This is a genomic window from Plantactinospora sonchi (genome assembly GCF_036422035.1).
Taxonomy (GTDB): Bacteria; Actinomycetota; Actinomycetes; order Mycobacteriales; family Micromonosporaceae; genus Plantactinospora; species Plantactinospora sonchi.
Genome location: NZ_JAZGQK010000001.1, coordinates 155,255 through 177,950, shown reverse-complemented (window position 1 = coordinate 177,950; position 22,696 = coordinate 155,255). Strand labels below are relative to the sequence as shown.

The 22,696-nt window shown below is 70.4% G+C and carries 23 protein-coding genes; 11 read left to right on the top strand and 12 right to left on the bottom strand.

Translation table 11 applies throughout. The features are described from left to right. Nucleotides 1-30: 30 nt before the first annotated feature. Entirely contained in the window at nt 31-696 is a 666-nt protein-coding gene (locus tag V1633_RS00830; protein WP_331212138.1) for an ABC transporter ATP-binding protein, read from the bottom strand. A gap of 182 nt (nt 697-878) precedes the next feature. Between V1633_RS00830 and V1633_RS00825 the strand changes: the two genes are divergently transcribed. The 3 genes from V1633_RS00825 to V1633_RS00815 are packed head-to-tail and all read left to right on the top strand — an operon-like array spanning nt 879 to nt 2,737. Then, nucleotides 879-1,397, top strand: coding sequence for a hypothetical protein (locus V1633_RS00825; RefSeq protein WP_331212137.1), 519 nt, complete (start codon nt 879-881; stop codon nt 1,395-1,397). A 43-nt stretch (nt 1,398-1,440) separates the two neighbouring features. Then, entirely contained in the window at nt 1,441-1,932 is a 492-nt protein-coding gene (locus tag V1633_RS00820) for a type II toxin-antitoxin system PemK/MazF family toxin (RefSeq protein WP_331212136.1), read from the top strand. Nucleotides 1,933-1,987: 55 nt separating this feature from the next. Continuing rightward, entirely contained in the window at nt 1,988-2,737 is a 750-nt protein-coding gene (locus tag V1633_RS00815) for a DUF6928 family protein (RefSeq protein WP_331212135.1), read from the top strand. Nucleotides 2,738-2,798: 61 nt separating this feature from the next. Here V1633_RS00815 and V1633_RS00810 read toward each other — a convergent pair whose 3' ends face one another. From V1633_RS00810 to V1633_RS00790, 5 genes are all read right to left on the bottom strand, one after another. Further along, on the bottom strand, nt 2,799-4,559 hold the full coding sequence (locus V1633_RS00810; RefSeq protein ID WP_331212134.1) for an ABC transporter substrate-binding protein: 1,761 nt from the start codon (nt 4,557-4,559) through the stop codon (nt 2,799-2,801). A 155-nt stretch (nt 4,560-4,714) separates the two neighbouring features. Continuing rightward, entirely contained in the window at nt 4,715-5,713 is a 999-nt protein-coding gene (locus V1633_RS00805; protein ID WP_331212133.1) for an ABC transporter permease, read from the bottom strand. An 11-nt stretch (nt 5,714-5,724) separates the two neighbouring features. Then, nucleotides 5,725-6,750, bottom strand: coding sequence for an ABC transporter permease (locus V1633_RS00800; protein WP_331212132.1), 1,026 nt, complete (start codon nt 6,748-6,750; stop codon nt 5,725-5,727). Beyond that, nucleotides 6,747-7,925 (bottom strand): ABC transporter ATP-binding protein, encoded by a 1,179-nt coding sequence (locus V1633_RS00795; RefSeq protein WP_331212131.1) that lies wholly within the window; start codon nt 7,923-7,925, stop codon nt 6,747-6,749. Before V1633_RS00795 ends, V1633_RS00800 begins: the two co-directional genes overlap by 4 nt. Further along, a complete protein-coding gene (locus V1633_RS00790; RefSeq protein ID WP_331212130.1) occupies nt 7,922-9,004 on the bottom strand; it encodes an ABC transporter ATP-binding protein in 1,083 nt (360 codons plus the stop codon). The genes V1633_RS00795 and V1633_RS00790 overlap by 4 nt, the downstream gene beginning before the upstream one ends. A 501-nt stretch (nt 9,005-9,505) precedes the next feature. Between V1633_RS00790 and V1633_RS00785 the strand changes: the two genes are divergently transcribed. From V1633_RS00785 to V1633_RS00760, 6 genes are all read left to right on the top strand, one after another. Then, on the top strand, nt 9,506-10,942 hold the full coding sequence (locus V1633_RS00785) for a TldD/PmbA family protein (RefSeq protein ID WP_331212129.1): 1,437 nt from the start codon (nt 9,506-9,508) through the stop codon (nt 10,940-10,942). A 148-nt stretch (nt 10,943-11,090) separates the two neighbouring features. Continuing rightward, nucleotides 11,091-12,479, top strand: coding sequence for a TldD/PmbA family protein (locus V1633_RS00780; RefSeq protein ID WP_331212128.1), 1,389 nt, complete (start codon nt 11,091-11,093; stop codon nt 12,477-12,479). An 80-nt stretch (nt 12,480-12,559) separates the two neighbouring features. Then, nucleotides 12,560-13,306, top strand: a complete 747-nt coding sequence (locus V1633_RS00775) for a hypothetical protein (protein WP_331212127.1) — start codon at nt 12,560-12,562, stop codon at nt 13,304-13,306. 317 nt (nt 13,307-13,623) lie between these two features. Further along, nucleotides 13,624-14,445 carry a hypothetical protein gene (locus V1633_RS00770; protein WP_331212126.1) on the top strand — a complete coding sequence of 274 codons (822 nt, stop codon included), beginning with the start codon at nt 13,624-13,626 and terminating at the stop codon, nt 14,443-14,445. 12 nt (nt 14,446-14,457) lie between these two features. Beyond that, complete coding sequence (locus V1633_RS00765) at nt 14,458-16,383, top strand: fumarate reductase/succinate dehydrogenase flavoprotein subunit (protein ID WP_331212125.1); 1,926 nt, start codon at nt 14,458-14,460, stop codon at nt 16,381-16,383. Next, nucleotides 16,383-17,456, top strand: coding sequence for a succinate dehydrogenase/fumarate reductase iron-sulfur subunit (locus V1633_RS00760; RefSeq protein ID WP_331212124.1), 1,074 nt, complete (start codon nt 16,383-16,385; stop codon nt 17,454-17,456). Before V1633_RS00765 ends, V1633_RS00760 begins: the two co-directional genes overlap by 1 nt. A gap of 106 nt (nt 17,457-17,562) precedes the next feature. On the opposite strand, the gene V1633_RS00755 is transcribed toward V1633_RS00760, so the two are convergent. Continuing rightward, nucleotides 17,563-17,952, bottom strand: coding sequence for a (deoxy)nucleoside triphosphate pyrophosphohydrolase (locus V1633_RS00755; RefSeq protein ID WP_331212394.1), 390 nt, complete (start codon nt 17,950-17,952; stop codon nt 17,563-17,565). A 268-nt stretch (nt 17,953-18,220) separates the two neighbouring features. Between V1633_RS00755 and V1633_RS00750 the strand changes: the two genes are divergently transcribed. Further along, the gene (locus tag V1633_RS00750; protein WP_331212123.1) at nt 18,221-18,532 is read left to right on the top strand and encodes a 4a-hydroxytetrahydrobiopterin dehydratase; all 312 of its coding nucleotides are present in this window, start codon (nt 18,221-18,223) and stop codon (nt 18,530-18,532) included. Between the two features lie 54 nt (nt 18,533-18,586). Then, complete coding sequence (locus V1633_RS00745) at nt 18,587-18,949, top strand: PH domain-containing protein (protein ID WP_331212122.1); 363 nt, start codon at nt 18,587-18,589, stop codon at nt 18,947-18,949. Nucleotides 18,950-19,020: 71 nt separating this feature from the next. Here V1633_RS00745 and V1633_RS00740 read toward each other — a convergent pair whose 3' ends face one another. From V1633_RS00740 to ychF, 5 genes are all read right to left on the bottom strand, one after another. After that, complete coding sequence (locus V1633_RS00740) at nt 19,021-19,308, bottom strand: hypothetical protein (protein ID WP_331212121.1); 288 nt, start codon at nt 19,306-19,308, stop codon at nt 19,021-19,023. 33 nt (nt 19,309-19,341) lie between these two features. Further along, on the bottom strand, nt 19,342-19,545 hold the full coding sequence (locus V1633_RS00735) for a hypothetical protein (RefSeq protein ID WP_331212120.1): 204 nt from the start codon (nt 19,543-19,545) through the stop codon (nt 19,342-19,344). Nucleotides 19,546-19,864: 319 nt separating this feature from the next. Further along, nucleotides 19,865-20,536: an HAD family hydrolase gene (locus V1633_RS00730; protein WP_331212119.1), complete on the bottom strand. Its 672-nt coding sequence runs from the start codon at nt 20,534-20,536 to the stop codon at nt 19,865-19,867. Nucleotides 20,537-20,703: 167 nt separating this feature from the next. Further along, nucleotides 20,704-21,492, bottom strand: a complete 789-nt coding sequence (locus V1633_RS00725) for a GNAT family N-acetyltransferase (protein WP_331212118.1) — start codon at nt 21,490-21,492, stop codon at nt 20,704-20,706. Nucleotides 21,493-21,555: 63 nt separating this feature from the next. After that, nucleotides 21,556-22,641: a redox-regulated ATPase YchF gene (gene ychF, locus V1633_RS00720; protein WP_331212117.1), complete on the bottom strand. Its 1,086-nt coding sequence runs from the start codon at nt 22,639-22,641 to the stop codon at nt 21,556-21,558. Nucleotides 22,642-22,696 lie beyond the last annotated feature (55 nt).

Sequence of the window (22,696 nt, the reverse complement as noted above, 5' to 3'; positions counted from 1 at the left end):
CGGCACGTGACGATGGCCCGGCACCGAAGGTCAGGCCACGAGGCGGCCGTCGCTCATCACGACTCTCGACCGGCAGGCCTGTGCCACCGCCTCCTCGTGGGTGACGATCACAAACGTGGTGCCCTCGGCGTTGAGTTCGCGGATCAGGTCGAGGATGTCGGCGCCGGTGGCGGAGTCGAGGTTGCCGGTGGGTTCATCGGCGAACACGATCGCGGGCCGACCGACCAGTGCACGGGCGATGGCCACCCGCTGACGTTCCCCGCCGGACATCCTGGTCACCCGGTGACGGCCGCGGTGTCCGAGGCCGACCCGGTCCAGCGCCTCGACGGCCGCCGCCCGGCGACGGCCGGCCGGCACGCCCCGGTAGAGCAGGCCGGTGGCCACGTTCTCCACCGCAGTCAAGGATTCGAGCAGGAAGAACTGCTGGAACACGACGCCGATCCGGTGGGCACGCAGGTCGGCCAGCTGCCGATCGGTCAACGTCTCGACGGGCTGCCCGGCCAGCCGGACCGACCCGGCGGTCGGCCGGTCCAGTGCGGCCATCAGGTTCAGCAGCGTCGACTTCCCGGATCCGGACGCGCCCCGGACGGCGAGCATGTCACCCCGCTGCACGGTCAGGCTGACCCCGCGTACCGACTCGACCGGAGGTTCACCGGGGTACGTCTTGTGTACGTCCCGCAACTCGAGCACCGTCACCAGGGAACCTCCGCCACCGTCATGGCCTCCATGCTGGGACACCGGGCCGTGCCCCGCCTCCCTCCACGGTCGGGCTCCGGCCACCTCTTTCGAGGGGGTTGCCGGCCCGTCCCCCGGATTCGGGTGCCTGGTGACCACATTTGGGGGAAGCGGCCTGAGACCCTGGTCGGGAGCCTGGACGCATGAATATCCGGATGTTCGGCAATCTGCCTTCGGTCGTCGTGGTCGGAGCGATGCTGGTCGCGCTGACCGGCTGCGGCGGCGGTCCCAACGGACAGGCCGCTCCCACCCCCACCACGACTCCCCCTTCGGCTCTTGACGTCGCGCAATGTATGCGCGCCAATGGGCACCCCGACTTCCCGGATCCGGTACGGGACGACGAGGGCAACTGGACCTTTCCGGATTCCCTCCGCAACGTCCCGGTGCCGGAGGCGTGCGCAACACTGCTGACGGATCAGAAGGCCGGCGAGCAGGATTCGGCGCTGTCGGCCGAGGAGATGGCGCAACGACGCCGGTACTCGGCGTGCATGCGGGAGAACGGGGTACCGGACTTCCCCGATCCTGACAGCGACGGCAACTTTCCGGTGTCGGACCGGTTACGCGCGATGAACGACAGCCCGATGATGCGTGACGCGCGGCAGGCGTGCCGGGAACACGAGCCGCCGAGGGTGGTCAAGCCGTCGCGGAGCGCGGGCGCCTGAGCCGCCGGCCGACCTGGGCACGGCGGGCGGGTAGGGTGCCGCCGTGGCGAATCTCTGGAGAGGCGTGACCGCGACCGTCAGCCGGATCACCCGGCGGGTCCCCGCACCGCGTACCGCTGGCCCCACCCCCGCCCAGGTCGCCCGACGGCGGCAGCTCGCCGCCCTGCAGCGGCGACAGTTGACCTACGCGCCCGAGCTGGACGGGCAGGCCGACCCGGGCGAGATCGTCTGGACCTGGGTGCCGTTCGAGGACGACCCACGCCAGGGCAAGGACCGCCCGGTGCTGGTGGTCGGCCGGGCCAGCCGGACGCTGTTCGGCCTGATGCTCTCCAGCAAGAGCGAGCGGGACGGCCAGCGGCACTGGCTGGCGCTCGGCCCCGGCAACTGGGACCGGGACAACCGGCCGAGCTGGGTACGCCTCGACCGGGTCCTGACGATGCGGGAGGACAGCATCCGCCGGGAGGGTGCGGTCCTGGACCGGTCCCGGTTCGACCGGGTCGGGCAGGCGCTACGCGCCGGGTACGGCTGGCGCTGACCTTCCGATCGGGCAGGTCCGCACCGGGACCGTCCCGGCCCTCGAAAGGGATCGCATGGGCGCCAAGACAGCCCTGCTGGCCTTCGCCGACGGCGACATCCGTTCCGTCCTGCGCGGCGCGACACCGTCCACTGTCGACGAGGCCGAGCGCCTCGTCCGTCGGCTCCTCCCGGACCGTTCGGTCGCACGGCACGACGACACGACCCTCGCCGAGGGGGTGTACCCGCCCGACGAGGTCACGTACGCGACGGTGCTGGCCGGCGCGGAAGTGGTGTGTGACCGCCGGCTGACCTCGCACCGTCCGTCCGAACTGCCGGAGCGGCTGCGCGCGTTCGGCGCGGGCCGACGCATCCTGCTGCACGGCATGCACTCCATGGTCGACGCGCTCTCGTTCGCCGTCTGGGAGGACGGACGTCTGGTCCGGTCGCTCAGTCTCTCGCCGGATGACGGCATCGTGGAGAACATCGGCGAGCCGTACGACTTCGAGCTGCCCTACTGGGCCGGCGATCACCCGGTGCGGCCGGTGCCGGGGTGGCCGGACCAGGGCCCGTACCCGCTGCCGTTCCATCCCCTCGAACTCGGCGAGGCGGCGCTGCGCGCCCTGTTCGGTTTCGTCGTGGAGGGCCGCCCCGCCCCGGACGACGTCGACCCGTCCGCTGTTCCGCTACGCGGGTTCCACCTCACCGATCCCTCCGGTGCCGAGCAGGCGGCGCGTGCCCGACTTCAGGACCTGGTGAAGATGATGCGACCACCGCAGCGACTCCGGATGGGCTCCGACGGCCGATGGCACGAACTCGACGCCTGAGGTGTTGGGAAGGGCCCCTTCCTATACAAAAAGCGATAAGAAGGGGCCCTTCCTTACTCCGTTACGGCTTGAGGTGGGCGTTGTAGTAGACCGGGGTGCCGAACTGGTCGGAGATGAGCAGCCCGCCCACCTTCGCGCCGGTCACCAGGAGTGAGTTGTCCTGGTAGATCGGCACGACCGGGACGTACTTCTCCATGATCATCTGGTCGAGCTTGGCCCACTCGGGGCCCGCCTCGCCGGCCGCCAGGTTGCTGATCCGGTCGATCTCGGCGTTCACGTCGTCGGCGTTGAAGTACGACACGTTCGAGTTGCCCTGCGGACCGAGCTTGCGCCCGTCCCAGAGCACCGGGATCGTCGAGACCGCGCTCGGCCAGTCCGCCGCCCAGTTCGACAGGTAGATGTCGTACGGGTTGCCCCGGGTCCGGGCGGTCGGGTTGTGCGTCGGGGTGTCGACGTACTGCACGGTGACGTCGAAGCCGGCCCGTTCCAGGCTCTGCTCGACGATCGGCGCGGTCTGCTGGCCGAACGCGCTGTTCCGGGCCATGAAGACCAGTTTCGGTGTCTGCCCGCCGAGCAGTTCCTTCGCCTTCTCCGGGTTGCCGGTCGGGCCGCCGTCGTACGGGTTCGGGTAGTCGGTCTGCCCGATCGTGGTGTCGGCGAGCAGGGTGTGGGTCACCCGCCCCGAGGCCTCACCGCCCTGGGTGGCGAGGATGCCCTGCTTGTCGATCGCATACGCGATCGCCTGGCGTACCTTGACGTCCTTGATCCGTTCGTTGTTGATGCTCAGGTACCAGACCGACGGGGCGGTCTCGCGCAGCACCCGGTCACCCAGGGAGGTGTCGCCGAGCACCTGGTTGACCAGTGCCTGCGGCACCTCGTCCCAGGCCACCGCACCGGCGTCCGCGTCCCGGCTGGCCAGCGCGCGCTCGGTCGCCTCCTGGTCGTTCGGGCCGATCTCGACCTCGATGGTGTCCGGGTAGGCGTGTCGCAGCGGGTCGGTGTTCGGGTCCCAGTTCGGGTTCCGCTCCAGCACGAACCGGGTGTCCCGGGCGTACTCCTTGATCTTGTACGGGCCGGAGGAGACCGGGCGGCGGTCGTAGTCGGTCTTCGTGTCCTGGGCCTTCGGCACCGGCACCGATGTCGGCAGCGAGAGCGCGAACGGCAGGTCGCAGTGCGGCTTGGCGAAGTTGAAGACCAGGGTCCGGTCGTCCTTGACGGTCAGCCCCGGCACGGTGTCGGCACCCGAGGTGTACGGGCCCTTGTAGTTCGTGTTGTACGTCGGGTTGTCCGCCAGCCACTCCTGGATGTACGTCGGTCCGCCGTCGATGGTCTCCTCGAAGGACCGGGCGATCCCGTACGCCACGTCCGCCGCCCTGATCGGCGTGCCGTCCTCGAACTTCACCCCCTCCTTGAGGGTGTACTCCCAGGTCTTGCAGTCTTTGTTCACGTCCTTGCCGGCGTCGGTGGCGAGGTCGCCGACCAGCAGCACCTTGCCGTTGCCGTCCTCCCTGAAGACGGTCAGCGTCCGGAGGAACATCTGCTGGATCGACATCCCGAAGAACGTGTAGGTGCGCTGCGGGTCGAGGTGTTCGAAGTCCTCTTCCTGGATCACCCTCAGCGTGCCGCCGCGCTGCGCCCCGGCCACCTCCGCCGCCGGTCCCTGGGAGTCCTTCGGGTCGGTCGCGATCGAGCTGGTGAACTGTCGGCCGCCGCCGTTGTCGGAGTCATCGGTGTCCCCGGTGTTCTCCGAGCAGGCGGTCAGCGCACTGGCGGCGAGGACGAGCGCGGTGCTCGTCGCGGCCACCGCGAGCCTTGGTCGCATCGGACTTCCTCCTGGTCTCGTTCCCGCAGGTTGAGGTACTGAAAGAAATATTCAGGTAAATAGGCGTGAAGGTAAGTTTCATGACAGTAACGATGGGACAACGTTTCCGTGGTCGCGGACCGTCCCGGCGCGGGCCCACCGCGAAGCCACCCCGGTCATCCCAGCCGGATCCGGGGGTCGACCACCGCGTACAGCATGTCCACCAGCACGTTCGCCGCCACCACGAAGACGGCGGCGAGCAGCACGGTGGCCATCACGATCGGCATGTCCAGGTTCAACGCCGCGTTGAGTGCGGTCCGGCCGAGCCCGGTGAACCCGAAGACGGTCTCGGTGATCACCGTGCCGCCGAGGTAGGCGCCGAGGTCCAGCCCGGCGATGGTGATGATCGGGGTGATCGCGGCCCGGAGCGCGTGCCGGCCGTACACGGTGGTCTTCGGCAGGCCCTTGGCCCGCGCGGTCCGGACGAAGTCCTCCGACATCGTCTCCAGCATCTGCGCCCGGGACAGCCGGGCGTAGGTGGCGGAGTTGAGGAAACCGAGCGCGAACCAGGGCAGCAGCATCGCGGACGCCCAGGCCACCGGATTCTCGGTGAGCGGGGTGTACCGGGGGTAACTCAGCAGCCCGGTCTCGTAGACCAGGCCGATCAGCAGCAGCGGCCCGAAGAGCAGGATCGGCATCGAGGCGCCGACCAGCGAGGTGCCGACCGCGAGCTTGTCGAACAGGGAACCCCGGCGCAGCGCCGAGAGCATCCCGATGGAGATCCCCAGCACCAGCCAGACCACCGCCGCACCGAAGACGATGCTCAAGGTCACCGGCAGGGTACGGCCGACGATGTCGCTGACCGGCTCGTCGTTGCGGAACGAGAAGCCGAGGCAGGGCGCCGGGCAGTCCCGGGCCGTCTCACCCGAACCGATCGTCCGGCCGACGAAGATGCCCCGCATGAAGTCGCCGTACTGCACGACGATCGGCCTGTCGAGCCCCATCCGGCGCTCGATCGTCTCGATCCGCTCCGGGCTGCAGACGTTCTTGCTGTCCCCGCACATCAGCTCGGCCGGGTTGTTCGGTACGGCGAAGAACAGCCCGAAGGTCACCACGCTGACCGCGATCAACGTGGTGAGCGCGAGCAGCACCTTCTTGACCAGGAACCGCAGCATGCCCGGGCCCCCTACCGGCTCGATCTCGGGTCGAGCGCGTCGCGCAGCGAGTCACCGAAGAGGTTGAACGCCAACACCAGCAGGAACAGCGTGGTACCGCCGACGATCGTGAAACTGGGTACGTCCCGCAGGTAGCGGACGCTGTCGTTGATCAGCCGGCCGAGGTCCGGGGTCGGCTCCAGGACGCCGATGCCGAGGAACGACAGCGCCGCCTCGGCGGTGATCAACGCCGGTACGTTCAGCGAGAAGGTGACCAGGATCGGCGCCCAGAGGTTCGGCAGCAGCTGCCGGAACAGGATGTGTCCGAGGCCCGCGCCGGAGGCCCGGGCCGCCTCCACGAACTCCCGCTCCCGCAGCGACAGCACCTGACCCCGGACCAGCCGGGCCGAGGTGGTCCAGTTGAACATCACGAAGATCAGCACCAGCAACGCCGGACGGAACCACGACGCCACCTCGTCGCGCGGGCCGTAGAACTGGTTCACCGCGAGTGGTACGAAGGCGAAGCAGAAGATGTAGAACGGGAACGCCAACGCGAGGTCGATGATCCAGGTGATCACGGCGTCGACCCAGCCGCCGACGTATCCGGCGACGATCCCGACCACCACCCCGAGCGCGATGGTCAGCACGGCCGCGGTGAAGGCGATCATCAACGACGTACGCAGGCCGTAGACGAGCTGGATGAAGATGTCCCGCCCGATGCCGGGCTGGATGCCGAACCAGTGATCGCCGCTGACTCCCGCGTAGCCGAGCGGGAAACCGTTGCGGTCCAACCGTTCCGGGAACCGCTCCTGCGGACCCTTGCCGTACAGCCGGGCGACCAGCGGCGCGGCCGCCGCCAGCAGGATGAAGAGGACCAGCACCGCGCCGCTGACCATGGCCACCTTGTCCCGGCGCAGCCGCAGCCAGGCGAGCTGCCCCGGTGAGCGGCCGACGAACTCCGCCGCGCCGGGCGCCCCGGCGCCGCCGATGGTGCCGGTCCCCGCCTCGACCTGGGCGGTGGCCGCCTCGACCTGCGCGGTGACCTGCTGTTCGCTCACCGGTCGTCACCTCCCTCGGCACCGCTCGTCCCACTCACCGTCGATCCGGCCGGTCGCTCCGCCGACGCCGGCCTCGGCGTCGGCGTCGCGCTCGCTGTCTCCGCCGGCGTCCCCGCCGCCAAAGCTGTCTGCGCCGCCGTTGTCTCCGCTGTCTCCGCCGCCACTGTCTCCGCTGTCTGCGCCGTCGATGTCTCCGCCGTCTCCTCCGGGAAGTGGCAGGCGACCGCCGCGCCACCGGCCTCCCGTACGGTCAGCGCCGGCTCCTCCGTCGCGCAGATCTCCCGGGCCTTCCAGCACCGGGTCCGGAACCGGCAGCCGGACGGCGGATCCAGCGGGGTGGGTACGTCGCCGGCCAGCCGGATCCGCCCGGCCGGGCCGAGCTTCGTCACGTCCGGTACGGCCGACAGCAACGCCCGGGTGTACGGGTGCCGGGGTCGCTGGTAGATCTCGGCCCGGTCGCCGATCTCGACGATCTTCCCGAGGTACATCACCGCGACCCGCTGACTGAAGTGCCGGACCACCGCCAGGTCGTGCGCGATGAACACGAAGGCCAGTCCGAGTTCCCGCTGCAGGTCGCGGAGCAGATTCACCACCTGCGCCTGGATCGAGACGTCGAGCGCGGAGACCGGTTCGTCGGCCACGATCAGTTTGGGCCGCAGCGCCAGGGCGCGGGCGATCCCGATCCGCTGCCGCTGGCCGCCGGAGAACTCGTGTGGATAGCGGTTGTAGTGCTCGGGGTTCAGCCCGACCAGTTCCAGCAGTTCACGGACCCGGGACCGGATCCCGCCCGGTGGGGAGACCTGGTTGACCCGCAACGGCATCGCGACGATCTCGCCGACGGTGTGCCGGGGGTTCAACGAGGCGTACGGGTCCTGGAAGATGATCTGCAGGTCCTGGCGCAACGGCCGCAGCGCCGCCCGGCCCAGGTGGCTGATGTCCCGGCCCTCGAAGACGATCCGACCGCCGGTCGGCTCCAGCAACCGGACGAGCAGTCGACCGGTGGTGGTCTTGCCGCAGCCCGACTCGCCGACCAGGCCCAGCGTCTCCCCCGGCCGGACCGCGAAGTCCAGCCCGTCGACCGCCCGGACGACGGCACCGCCCCGAGCCCGGAACCCGCCCCGGACCGGAAAGTGCTTGGTCAGCCCGGAGACCTCCAACAGCGGTTCCGCACTCATCTGAGCTGGCCTTCCGTCTGGGCGATCTCCTCGGCGTACCGGCGCTGCCGCTCCTCCTCGGACAGGTGGCAGGCGACCAGGTGCCCGGTCCCGCCCCCGGTCACCGGGCGGAGTTCCGGGACCTCGGTGCGGGACCGTTCACCGTTGACGTCGGCGTACCGGCAGCGGGGGTGGAACGCGCAGCCGGACGGGAGGTTGATCAGGCTCGGGGGGTTTCCGGCGATCGGCACCAGGTCCGCGTCCGGGTCGCCGTGCAGCGACGGCACGCTGGAGAGCAGACCCCAGGTGTACGGGTGCTGCGGCCGGCGCAGCACCTGCTCGACGCTGCCGTGCTCGACGGCACGGCCGGCGTACATCACCAGGATGTCGTCGGCGACCTGGCTGACCACGCCGAGGTCGTGGGTGATCAGGATGATCGCGGAGTTGAACTCCTGCTGCAGGTCGGCCAGCAGGTCCAGGATCTGCGCCTGCACGGTGACGTCCAGTGCGGTGGTCGGCTCGTCGGCGATCAGCAGGTCCGGGTCGTTGACCAGGGCCATCGCGATCATCACCCGCTGGCGCATGCCGCCGGAGAACTCGTGCGGGTACTGCTCGGCCCGGCGTGCCGGCTGCGGGATGCCGACCCGGTCCAGCATCTCGACCGCGCGGCGTCCGGCCGCGCGCCGGCCGGCGTCCGGATGGTGGGTGCGGTACGCCTCGGCGATCTGCCGCCCGACCGGGTAGTACGGATGCAGCGCGGAGAGCGGGTCCTGGAAGATCATCGCCACGTCCCGGCCGCGCAGCCGGCGCAGTGCGGCGTCGGGGAGCCCGACGAGGTTCCGCCCGCCGACCCGGATCTCACCACTGACCTCGGTACGCCGGGGATCGTGCAGGCCGAGCACCGCGAGGCTGGTGACGCTCTTGCCCGAGCCCGACTCGCCGACGATGCCGAGGGTCCGACCACGGTGGACGGCGAACGAGACGCCGTCGACCGCCCGGACCACCCCGTCCTCGGTACGGAACCGGACCTTCAGGTCACGCACGTCGAGGTACGGGCCGTCGCCGACGTCTCCGGCCCCGGTTGCTGTCGGTGTCGTCACGCTCCGCCCTCCTCTCCCCGCGCCGCCGCCGGTTTCCGCTGGTCGTCCACTGGTTCCCGACGACATCACACCCGGACAGCGGGTGAAGATAACTTACAGCAGAGTTCGGAGAGTGAAAATAAGCTCCAGAGCCCGATCTGTCGGCCGGGCGACAGATTCCGGTCAGCTCCGCCGCCCGTCGACCCATTCAAATCCGTTCCACCGGAGCTGTCGACCCCGTCGACACTCAGTGACCAGAGGTCACCACCCCGTGTCGGTCCGCTGTGCCAGACTGGCGCCGTACGGGCGGAGGTGCCCTGCGGCTGACCGAACCGGTGACGACGGAAATCCGACCCGGAGATCTCCTCCCACCCCGCTGAGCGGCTTCTTCGCATAAGGTCGTTCCATGATCGGCTGCCGGCGACCCCGGCAGCCGGTCATGCCGTCCCGCCGGCCGCGCCTCGCTGGAGCCGGTCAGAGCGGAGCCGGCGGAGAACCGGGGGCGCAGCGAGGGGGACGGCGATGGTCGAGTTCGATGTGGCGACGGCGGCGGTCCAGGCGGCTCTCGACGCCGGGGCCCGGTACGCCGATGCCCGGGTGATGCACCGCCGCTACGAGTCGATGACCGCCCGCAACGGCGAGGTCGAGTCGGTCAACCAGGACGAGAGCGCCGGACTCGGCGTACGCGCACTGGTCGGTTCGGGCTGGGGCTTCTACGCCGTACCCGAACTCACCGACACGGCGGCCCGGGCGGCGGGTGAGCGGGCCGCGCGGATCGCCGCCGCCAGCGGCCGGGTCGCCGGACCCGGCAGCACCCTGTTACGGGTGCCGGCCGGCACCGGCTCGTGGAACTCCCCGTGCCAGCTGGACCCACTCTCGGTCTCCCTGGCCGACAAGGGCGACCTGCTGGTCGGGGCCACCGCCCTGTCCCGCGAACACGGCGCCGACCAGGCCGAGGGGATCTACCAGATCTGGGACACCCGCAAGTGGTTCGTCTCCAGTGAAGGTCACCGGATCGACCAGCACATCCGGGAGTGCGGCGCCGGCATCTCGGCCACGGTGATCGGCGACGGCGAGACCCAGCGCCGCTCCTACCCCAGCTACCGGGGCCAGTACGGCACCCAGGGCTGGGAACTGGTCGACTCCCTCGACCTCACCGCACACGCCGGCCGGATCGCCGAGGAGGCCCGGGAACTCGTCACCGCCCCGCTCTGCCCAGCCGGCGAGACCACCCTGATCCTCGGCGGCGAGCAGATGGCGCTGCAGATCCACGAGTCGGTCGGACACGCCATCGAACTGGACCGCATCCTCGGCTGGGAGGCGGCCTTCGCCGGCACCTCCTGGCTGGACCTGGGCCAGCTCGGCACGCTGCGGTACGGCTCCGACCTGATGAACATCACCATCGACCCGACCATCCCCGGCGCGTTGGGCAGCTTCGGCTTCGACGACGAGGGCACCCCGGCGGCGAAGCGGGACGCGGTCCGGGAGGGACGTTGGGTGGGCACGCTGGCCGGGCGCGACTCGGCCGCCGTCGCCGGCCTCGACTACGCGGGCAGCGTCCGGGCCGACGGTTGGGCCCGACTGCCGATGGTCCGGATGACCAACGTCGGCCTGGAACCCGGTCCACACACCCTGGACGAGATGATCGCCGCCACCGACGACGGCATCCTGATGGACCTGAACCGGTCCTGGTCGATCGACGACAAGCGGCTCAACTTCCAGTTCGGCTGTGAGATCGGTTGGGAGATCAAGAACGGCCGCCGGGGCCGGATGCTCCGCAACCCCACCTACACCGGGATCGGCCCGCTCTTCTGGCGCTCGATGGACATGCTCTCCTCGGAGACCGTCGCCTGGGGCACACCGAACTGCGGCAAGGGGCAACCGGGGCAGATCGGTCACACCGGTCACCCGGCCGCGCCGGCCCGGTTCACCGGCGTCCGAGTAGGAGTCCGCGGGTGAGCGCGAGGAGTGAGCGGGGTGTGCGAGCCCCGCAGCCGCGAACTGAAGTAAGCCCGGTGAGCGCGAGGAGTGAGCGGGGTGTGCGAGCCCCGCAGCCGCGAACTGAAGTAAGCCCCGTGGACACCAGGCAGAGGAAAGGACCGCCCCGATGACCACTCCACTCGACCTCGCCGGCCGGGTCGTCGAACTGGTCCGTCAGATCGCCGGCCCGGACGCGCAGGCGGAGGTCGGCACCGAGAACGTCGAGTCGGCGCTGACCCGGTTCGCGAACTCGTTCATCCATCAGAACGTGGCCGAACAGGGCACGACGGTACGGCTGCGGCTGCACCTCGACGGCCGTACCGCCGGCGGGTCGTCCACCGTGATCGACGGCGACGGCCTGCGTGACCTGGTCGAACGGACCGTCGGCGCGGCCCGGCTCAGCCCGCCCGATCCGGCGTGGCCGGGCCTGACCGCACCGACCCCGGTCGACGGCACCGGCAACTGGGACGACGCCACCGCCACCGCCACCGCCGAACAGCGGGCCGAGCGGGTACGCGAGTTCGTCGACGCCGCCGGCGGGCTGGAGGCAGCCGGCTACTGCCGGACCGGACGTCGGGAGGGTGCGTTCGCCAACACGGCGGGCCACTCGGCGACCGGTCGGAGCACCGAGGCGGCGATGGAGGGTATCGCCCGTTCCGGTGGCGTCGACGGGGTCGCCCGACTCGGCGCGGTACGGCTGACCGACCTCTCCGGCGCCGTACTCGGTGCCCGGGCTGCGGTGAAGGCCCGGGCCGGCGTCGCCCCGATCGAACTGCCCCCGGGCCGGTACGAGGTGGTGCTGGAGCCGACCGCCGTCGCCGACCTGCTGCAGAACCTGGCGACGTACGGCTTCAACGGCAAGGCGTACCAGGAGCAGCGGTCGTTCGCCGTACCCGGCGCCGAACAGTTCGACCGGGCTGTGACGCTGGTCGACGACGCGCTGGCCGCCCCGGCGTTGCCGTTCGACGTGGAGGGGACACCCCGGGTGCCGTTCGCGCTGGTCGAACACGGGGTGACGACCTCGGTGGCGCACGATCGACGTACCGCCGCCGAGGCCGGGACGGTCTCGACCGGGCACGCGGTGCCGGGCGGTGCCGCGGTCGGGGCGATGCCGCTCCACCTGGGACTGCTGCCGTCCGACTCGCCGAACGGTACGCACCGGGCCAGCGAGGTCTCCGGCCCGGTGGTCGACTCCGACACCGCCGCCCTGGTCGCCGGGATGCGGCGTGGACTGCTCGTCACCGACCTCTGGTACACCCGGGTACTGGACCCGAAGTCCCTGGTCGTCACCGGCCTGACCCGCAACGGCGTGTGGCTGGTCGAGGACGGGGAGGTCGCCACGGCGGTGCAGAACTTCCGGTTCACCCAGTCGTACCCGCAGGCGCTCGCCCCGGGCGCGGTGCTCGGGATCGGTCGGCACGCCGTACTGCAGTCGCAGACCTTCAGCAACGCCTGGTGGTCGGCGCCCGCGCTGCGGCTGGCCTCGTGGAACTTCACCGGCGGTGCCTCCGGCTGACCGCGCCCGGGGTGCCGCTCCGGGTCGGGGACCGTCTCGACGGGGTGCCGCGTTCGCCGGGCGGTGCTTGACTGGGTGGCGTGACGGACGACGGCACCACCCCCCGCCCGGACGCCCCGCGCTCCTTCGGCCCGGACGACCCGCCCTCCCCGGGCACCGACGACTCTCGTTTCCGCACGCCTGACGATCCGCGCCCCGCCGGATCTGACGAGCCGCCGCTGACCGGCGAGGCCCGGTCGGTCGGCCCGGAGGGTGGCGCCGATCGTCGGCGGCGGACCGACCCGGCGGCGCGCCGACGTCGCCGGCTGCTGATCGGCGGCGGGGTGGCGGTGGCGGTCCTCGTCCTGCTGGTCTGCGGTTGTCTCGGCGCGGCTGTCGCCGGCTTCGGTCGGGTCGCCGACCGGGTGGAGCGCGACCATGAGGTACGCGACCGCGCCGGCACGGCCTGCCAGGACCTGGAACGGCGGCTCAACCGGCTCGTACCGCCCGGCGCGACCGGCAACCCTGGTCAACGGGCTGCGGCGATCCGGGACGAGAACGCGGCGGTCCGCCCGTTCCTGTCCGAAATCGAGCGACTGCCGGGCTGGCGCGGTGACGACGACGTCGACGAGGACGAGGGGCCTGACAGCCGGCTCGACTCGTGGCGCCGGCTGGTCGACGCACGGTCCAGCTACGCCGACGCCCTCGACCGGCAGGTGACCGGCGGCGACCCGGCGTTTTTCGTCGCACCTCAGGACCGACGTGGCCGACCGGTGCTGGAGCGGTTGGCACGCGGCCCCGAGTCGTGCGCGGCGGCCGCCCGACGACTCGCCGCGCCCGACCTGTAGCCCGCGCCGGCACCGACCGGCTGACCGGTGACCTCATCGGACAGCGGGCCCGGCCCGGCGACGGCGGTCGAACCCGAACGGGCCGGCACGTGGAGTGAAGTTCTGCACAACCATGCCCGGATCCGGTGACAGGACTTTCGTAACCGACGGGAAACCCGCGACACTCCCTTGCGCAGATGACCGTCCGTGTGCGGCGTAACGTGTGCACCGACGCGGACGCAGGTAGCGCGGCTGCGGGTCCTGCCCTGCCCGCGCGGCCCCGCCGGAAACACCACCAGTGCCCGTCAGCCAGATCGGGCCCCGTCAGGGAGACACAGATGACTACGAGGACGGCCCCACCTCCGGCCGGACTGCCGGGGAGCGTGCGTCAGCGCGCGGCCATCACGGCAAAAACCCTGCGTACCGACCGTTGGTGGTTGGCTCCGCTGATCACGGTGGTCGGGCTCGGCGCCTGGGTCACGTACGCCACGGTGCGGGTGTTCATGCACGACCACTACTGGATCGCGGAATACCACTACCTGACCCCGTTCTACTCGCCGTGCGTGACGCAGAGCTGCATTCCCGAGGCCGCGCACTTCGGCCGGGTACTGCCGGGCTGGTGGATCATTCCGGACGCCGCGCTGACCCTGCCGTTCCTGCTGCTCTTCCGGCTGACCTGCTACTACTACCGCAAGGCGTACTACCGGTCGTTCTGGCTGTCGCCGCCGGCCTGCGCCGTGCCGGACGGGCACAAGACCTACACGGGTGAGACCAGGTTCCCGCTGATCGGCCAGAACCTGCACCGGTACGCCTTCTACGCCGCCGTGATCATCTCGGTCATCAACACCTGGGACGCGGTTCTCGCCTTCCACAGCCCCGAGGGCTTCGGTTTCGGACTCGGCAACGTGATCCTGCTCGGCAACGTGGTGATGCTGTGGGCGTACACGCTCTCCTGCCACTCCTGCCGACACATCGCCGGTGGCCGGTTGAAGCATTTCTCGAAGCACCCGGTCCGGTACCGGTTCTGGACGTTCGTCTCGAAGCTGAACGTCCGGCACATGCAGCTCGCCTGGATCACGCTGGGCACTCTCGCGCTGACCGACTTCTACGTCATGGCGCTCTCCCTCAACTGGTTCGACGACCTGCGGTTCATCAACTAAAGGGCCTCTGACATGACTACCCGAATCGAACGACACCACTACGACGTCGTGGTCATCGGTGCCGGCGGCGCCGGCCTGCGCGCGGCGATCGAGGCCCGGCTCGCCGGGAAGCGGACCGCGATCATCTCCAAGTCGCTGTTCGGCAAGGCCCACACGGTGATGGCCGAGGGTGGCGCCGCCGCCGCGATGGGGAACGTGAACTCCCGCGACAACTGGCAGGTGCACTTCCGGGACACCATGCGGGGCGGCAAGTTCCTCAACAACTTCCGGATGGCCGAGCTGCACGCCAAGGAGTCGCCGCAGCGGATCTGGGAGCTGGAGACGTACGGTGCGCTCTTCGACCGCACCAAGGACGGGAAGATCTCGCAGCGCAACTTCGGTGGCCACGAGTACCCCCGACTGGCGCACGTCGGTGACCGGACCGGCCTGGAACTGATCCGTACCCTGCAGCAGAAGATCGTCTCGCTGCAGCAGGAGGACAAGAAGCAGCACGGCGACTACGAGGCCCGGATCAAGGTCTTCGCCGAGACCACCATCACCGAGCTGCTGCTGGACGGTGACCGGATCGCCGGCGCGTTCGGCTACTACCGGGAGTCCGGCGAGTTCGTGCTCTTCGAGGCGCCGGCGGTGGTGCTGGCGACCGGCGGTGTCGGCCGGTCGTACAAGGTCACCTCGAACTCCTGGGAGTACACCGGCGACGGCCACGCGCTGGCCCTGCGGGCCGGCGCCACGCTGATCAACATGGAGTTCCTGCAGTTCCACCCGACCGGCATGGTCTGGCCGCCCTCGGTGAAGGGCATCCTGGTCACCGAGTCGGTCCGGGGTGACGGCGGCGTGCTGCGCAACTCCGAGGGCAAGCGGTTCATGTTCGACTACGTCCCGGACGTCTTCCGCAAGCAGTACGCGGAGACCGAGGAGGAGGCGGACCGCTGGTACACCGACCCGGACAACAACCGGCGCCCGCCGGAGCTGCTTCCCCGTGACGAGGTGGCCCGGGCGATCAACGCCGAGGTCAAGGCCGGTCGGGGCAGCGCGGCCGGCGGCGTCTACCTGGACATCGCCAGCCGACTGCCGGCCGAGGAGATCCGGCGTCGCCTGCCGTCGATGTACCACCAGTTCAAGGAGCTGGCCGACGTCGACATCACCAAGCAGCCGATGGAGGTCGGCCCGACCTGCCACTACGTGATGGGTGGCGTGGAGGTCGAGCCGGACAGCGGCGCGGCGCACGGGCACGTGCAGGGACTCTTCGCCGCCGGTGAGGTCTCCGGCGGTATGCACGGCTCCAACCGGCTCGGTGGCAACTCCCTCTCCGACCTGCTGGTCTTCGGCAAGCGTGCCGGTGAGCACGCGGCGTCGTACGCCGAGGGGCTGAGCGGGCGTCCGAAGGTGGCGGCGGCCGACGTCGAGGTCGCGGTGGACCGGGCGCTGGCGCCGCTGGAGCGTACCGGCGGTGAGAGCCCGTACAAGTTGCAGCAGGATCTCCAGGCGGTGATGGGCGACCTGGTCGGCATCATCCGGCGCAAGGGTGAGCTGGAGGACGCCCTGGTCCGGCTCGCCGAGCTGCGCGACCGGGTGACCCGGGTCAGCGTCACCGGCGGGCGCCGGTACAACCCGGGCTGGCACCTCGCCCTCGACCTGCGCAACATGCTGGTCGTCTCGGAGTGCACCGCGAAGGCGGCGCTGGAGCGCGAGGAGTCGCGGGGCGGGCACACCCGGGAGGACTTCCCGACGATGGCGCCGACGTGGCGCACCGTCAACCTGGTCTGCTCGCTCGACGGCGACAAGGTACGGCTGGAGCACAAGCCGCTGCCGAAGATGCGCAGGGAGCTGATCCAGCTCTTCGACCGCACCGAGCTGGCCAAGTACCTGACCGAGGAGGAGCTGGCGGAGTTCGACGCCCTCTCCGCAGAGGCGCACGCTGAGGAGGCGGCCAAGTAATGGGCACCCAGGACGCGCCGGCCAAGGCCGGCACCACCCGGCACTTCCGGGTCTGGCGGGGCGACGAGACCGGCGGGGACCTGACCGACTACCAGGTGCAGGTCAACGAGGGTGAGGTCGTCCTCGACGTCATCCACCGGCTGCAGGCGACCGAGGCGCCCGACCTGGCCTGCCGGTGGAACTGCAAGGCCGGCAAGTGCGGCTCCTGCTCGATGGAGATCAACGGCATGCCCCGGCTGGGCTGCATGACCCGGATGTCGACGTTCGACGAGGCCGAGACCGTGACGATCACCCCGTTGCGGACGTTCCCCGTCATCCGGGACCTGGTCACCGACGTCTCGTTCAACTACGAGAAGGCCCGGGAGACCCCGGCGTTCGCGCCGCCGACCGACCTGGCGCCGGGCGAGTACCGGATGCAGCAGCTCGACGTCGAGCGGTCGCAGGAGTTCCGGAAGTGCATCGAGTGCTTCCTGTGCCAGAACACCTGCCACGTGGTCCGGGACCACGAGGAGAACAAGCCGGCGTTCTCCGGCCCGCGCTACTTCATCCGGGCGGCCGAGCTGGACATGCACCCGCTCGACACCAAGACCGACCGCAAGGAGTACGCGCAGGCGTCGCAGGGCCTCGGCTACTGCAACATCACCAAGTGCTGCACCGAGGTCTGCCCCGAGCACATCAAGATCACTGACAACGCGATCATCCCTATGAAGGAACGCGTCGTCGACCGGCGGTACGATCCTCTTGTGTGGCTGGGCAGCAAGATCTTCCGACGTGGGCAGAGCGAGGTCGAACAGACCCCGCATGATCCCGACCAAATCAACGCGGCGCACTCGCACGCCGGGGGCTCGCACGGGGCGACGGCTGAGGCCGAGGCCGAGCGGGGCGTGCACTGGGGCCGTCAGGTGCCGCAGCCGCAGGCTCCGGCGGTGGACTCCCGGGGTCGACTCCCGATCAGCGAGTTCACCTTCGACAAGCCGGCCGCGCCGTCGCCGTTCGGTGACGACGTGACGTTCCCGATCCCGGCTCAGGATCTGAACTACGCACATCCGAAGCAGCCGGAGCAGAAGGACTGATTCCGCTCGCGGAGTGCGAGGGCTGCCGGCGTCGCCGCTGGCAGCCCTCGCGCGCTCTGCGGCGCCTCCCGCCGACGCCCGGGCCGGCGACAGCGGCCGAAGCGCGTCAGGCCGTCCCGGCGGCGAGCACCGGACGCAGGGCCGCGACGATCGGTACGTCCGCCGGCAGCCACGGCACGCTGTCCAGCTCCTCCGGACGAAGCCAGCGCAGCTCGGCGTGCTCCAGCGGCTGGGGCTGGTCATCCCCGACGAGCCGGGCCAGGTACACCCGGAGCACCGAGCGGCCGTGGCCCATCGGCACGTCCCGGCCGAGCCGGTCACCGACCTCCACCCGTACGCCGAGTTCCTCGGCGCACTCCCGGATCAGCGCGGCGACCTCGGACTCACCGGGCTCGACCTTGCCACCGGGGAACTCCCAGCGGCCGGCCGTCTCCGGCGGGCTGGACCGGGCGCAGCCGAGCACCCGCCCAGCCGCGATGATCGCCGCCCCCACCACGACCCTGGGTCCGGGCCTGCCCCGCCCGGCGAATCCCCCGTCCGGCGCGGGAGGGCCGACTCCACTCACCCGTTCGTTACGCACGAGCATCCAGCGTGCCAGATCAATCGGGAATTCGGGTAACGGAGCCGTCCCCACGGTCAATAGAACACGGAAGGGTGGACGTGGACACACCAGCCGCTCAGCGACAGACTAAGGAACACCGACCGAGACACGGGATGGCGACGATTTGGCCACAAGCCGGCAACGACGCCTGGGAGGTATGGCGATGCGTGCTCTGTGGGGTGGCCGGATGGACCGTGACTACCTGAGCGATGCGCTCACCTTACTGGGCGACTGGACCCGTGAGGGTCAGCAGATCAAACGGACCCTCGTACTCGACGACACGCAGCACGCGGCGCTGACCGAGCGACTGAAGATCATCGCGGACGCCCTGCACCTGCGCCCCGAGATCCGTCGCCTGGACGGGCACACCCAGATCAGGATCGGTTCCCGGGACGCCGAGAGCCTCACCGAGAGCCAGGTCACCCTCGCCGCCCGCATCGAGGACGTCTACCGCGCCGTGACCAGCAGCAACTGATCGACCCGCGACGCGACGATGATCCGGGTGGCGCGGCCTGCCTAGCCTGGGGTCATGACCAACATCGCCTACGACCGTCGGGAACAGCTCCAGCAGATCCAGAGCGGGCTGCTCGACGGAGAGCAGGTCATCGCCGTCTACGACGCGATCGGCGCGGGCACCGGTTTCATCGGCCTGACCGACCGACGCGTGATCATCCAGGACAAGTCGTTCATCGGCAAGAAGTACGCGATCACCAGCATCCCGTACGCGAAGATCACCAGTGTCAGCGTGGTCAGCAACAAGTCCTGGGGTGGGTCGTTCTTCTCCACCGGCGCCATCGCGATCCACGTCGGCACCCACACGTACGAGGTGGAGTTCCGGGGCGACAAGAAGAGCCATCACGTCCACAACGTGATCCTGCACTACATCTCGTGACCGCCGGGCCGGTCAGGCCAGCATGCGTCCGAGGAACGGCATCAGCACCCCCAGGAACGGGTTGACCGGGTTCAGGGCCGGGGCGAGGTACGGGTCCAGGACCGGCGGTCCCGGCGACCGCCGGTGGCCGTGACGCAGCGCGGGCAGATGTGCCGCACCTGGTCAGCGTCGGTCAGCACGTCGGTCGACACGTAGTCGAACCGGACGTGCGGGAAGCGCCGCAGCCCGGTCCTGCTCAGCGGCAGCCCGCAGACCGTCTGGTTCTGCCCCGGCTGCCAGGCGTGCACCTCGCCGCCCGGCTGCCGTACGCCGGCATCGTCCTGCCACTGGCTGGAGGCCGCCACCGCGGCTCGGCTCATCGCCGCCGCCACCGCGCCGGGAACCGGCCGACGTCACCCCTGGTCGCGGTCGCCACCGGCCCGCTCACCGATCTGGGACTCGGCGAAGCCCTCGGCCCTGGCGTCCCCGGCGGGGCCGTCGGGCCGACCCGGCGAACGCTGGTTCGCCTTCTTCTCCGCCGAGGTCAGCGGTGCACCGCTCCGCTCTTCCGCCGCACCTCGCTGACCCTGCCGCCGCTTACCGGAAGCCTTGCCCATCACGCACCCCTCCGTCCGGCCGCGTCCGCCCGGTCCCGGCCTGCCGGCCGGGCCGGCCATGTCGGATCCGCGTCCGCCGCTGGTCCTGTCCGAGTAGCTGCGCTACCCGTCCGGGCCGCGGTCAAACGGCGGGCGGCGGAAGCGGCTGGACGGGGCAGCGGTTCACGGTTCCCGTGAAGCCCGCCGAGCACGACCGGGGAGAGGGCGTGACAGCGCTCCACACCCCGGCACGGCCGAGCCCTCGGCGATCAGCCGGGGGCTTCGTCGCCCCTGCGGGTCGGGTGGTCGGGACGGGCCCGGGCAGGTCGTCGGCCGCTGCTCATCCGGGTACGCTCTGGCCGCCTGCCGCGTTGTGCTTCGCCACCAGGTTCGGAAGTTCGTCCAGCGAGTCGATGCGGAACAGGGACCGCTCGGACACGGCCGGGATGTCGAGGATGTACCCCCACGGACCGCGTCGGATCAGGCACGTCTTCACACCCGCCGCCAGGGCCGGGCGTACGTCGTTGTCGGGCCGGTCGCCGACGTAGAGGATCGAGGAGGGGTCGCCGCCGCCTTCGTGGATGACCCGCTCGAAGAAGGCCGATGACGGCTTCTCCACGCCCCAGGCGTCCGACGTGCCGATCACGTCCACGGGGAGGTCGAGAGCGCGGAGGATCGTCTCGGCATGAGCGGGCTGGTTGCCGGCCAGGCCCACGAACAGGCCCTGATCCTTCAAGGACGTCAGGCACGGTCGCGCGTCGGGGTAGAGATCCTCCTCGCCGAACGACTCCGGCTTGCCGGCGGCCGCCCGGCGCTCGCGCTCGACCGCGAGGTCGACACCGGGTCGGAAGACCCGGAACGGTTCCTGCCAGTCCAGACCCCGGGCGATCGCCGCACCGAAGACCGCCGAGAACGTGTGCCGGGGAACGCCGAACCAGTCCGCCCAGGTCTCGAACTCGCGGGACTCGTCGAGAATCGTCCCGCCGATGTCGAAGAAGACCGCCTTGATCACGTACGTTCCTCCGTCGCGGTCGCCTGGCAGTGGATCATAACGGCGATCACCCGGGATCCACTCATGATCACCGCTGGCCGGCGACGCCCGACCCGAACCACTGCCCGAGATACGCGCCGGGCGCAAAGAATGCGGCCCCCGCCCGAGCTGGCGGCGAGGGAGCGTCCTCAGCGCCGCCACAGGTAGGGCGTCGTGGTCGACACCTTCACCAGGCCGGACCGCTCCAGGATGGGGCGCGAGTACTCCGTCGAGTCGCTGTGCACCAGCGTCCTGCCGCCGGCCAGGGCCGCCCGGGCGCGGGCTGCCGTGAGCGCGCGATAGATGCCGCGCCCCCGCCACGGTTTCCGGACGGCACCGCCCCAGAGGCCGGCGAAGTCGCTGTCCGCCACCGGTTCGAGCCGGCCGGCCCCGATCATCCGGCCGTCGGCCTCCGCCACCCAGAGCTCCAGGTCCGTCCCGAGCCTGAGCCGCCGGAGAAGGCCGTCAGCCATCTCGCGAGCGGCGGCATCGCCGAACACCTCGCTCGACATCGCACTCATCGCCCGGACGTCCTGCTCCTCGGTCACCCGGCGCAGCGTGACCCCGGTCGGAAGCGGCACATCCGCCACCAGGGCGGAGATCTCCCCGACCATGACCGATTCCGGGTCGCCCGGAAGGAACCCGTTCCGGACCAGGGCCTCGTGCAGGCCGGGAGCGGGGTCGTGGCCTCGGGTCTTCCATTCCACCTCGACGATCGCCGGATCGGACCGGTAATGGTCGAGGGCCTCCGGAACCAGCCGGTCGACGGCGTCCGCGTCCGGATCACCGAGGTACGGATAGGTGATGAAGCCCCGCCCGCCCTCGAAGGTGGCCAGCCGCAAGGGACCGAGCCGGGCGACCGACATCGCGCCCGCCGTCTCTGCCTCGGTGCGTAGTTGCTCGTCGTAGAGCCGGAGGAGGTGCGCTGTGTCCTTCATCGCCGCCCAGGCTGCCGACGAAGCGATCCACAGGCAATCGATTTAGCGGCTACGGACCCGGAACTACACGTTGAAGCGGAACTCGACCACGTCGCCGTCCTGCATGACGTAGTCCTTGCCCTCGATCCGCACCTTGCCGGCCGCCTTGGCGGCGGCCATCGAACCGGCCGCGGTCAGGTCGTCGAACGAGACCACCTCGGCCTTGATGAACCCGCGCTGGAAGTCCGAGTGGATCACACCGGCGGCCTCCGGGGCGGTCGCCCCGACCGGAATGGTCCAGGCCCGCGTCTCCTTCGGCCCCGCCGTCAGGTACGTCTGCAGCCCGAGGGTACGGAAGCCGACCCGGATCAACTGGTCCAGGCCGGGCTCGGACTGGCCGATCGACTCCAGCAGCTCCCGGGCCTCGTCCTCGGGGAGGTCGGTCAGCTCGGACTCGACCTTCGCGTCCATGAAGATCGCCTCGGCGGGGGCGACGAGTGCCCGGAGTTCGTCCAGCAGCTCGGCGTTGGCCAGCTCGCCCTCGTCGACGTTGAAGACGTACAGGAACGGCTTGGTGGTGAGCAGGTGCAGTTCACGCAGCTCGGCCACCTCGATGCCGGCGTTGGCCGCGCCCGCGTACAGGGTGACCCCGGTGTCGAGCAGCTCGGCGGCCTTCTTGGCGGCGGTGACGACGGCGTTGCGGTCCTTGCGGACCTTCGCCTCCTTCTCCAGCCGGGGCAGCGCCTTCTCGATGGTCTGCAGGTCGGCGAGGATCAGCTCGGTGTTGATCGTCTCGATGTCGTCACCCGGCGAGACCTTGCCGTCGACGTGCACCACGTTCGGGTCGGAGAAGACCCGGACCACCTGGCAGATCGCGGCGGCGTCCCGGATGTTGGCCAGGAACGCGTTGCCGCGCCCCTGCCCCTTCGAGGCGCCCCGGACCAGGCCGGCGATGTCGACGAACGACACCGGTGCCGGAATGATCTTCTGTGAGCTGTGGATCTCCGCGAGCCTGGCCAGCCGGTCGTCCGGCAGCCCGACCACCCCGACGTTGGGCTCGATGGTGGCGAACGGGTAGTTCGCGGCCAGTACGTCGTTCTTGGTCAGCGCGTTGAAGAGCGTGCTCTTGCCGACGTTGGGCAGGCCGACGATGCCGATGGTTAGGCTCACGGGCGGCCAGTCTACTGGTCAGGCGAGCGGCACCGCGCCGACGTCCGCCCCGCGA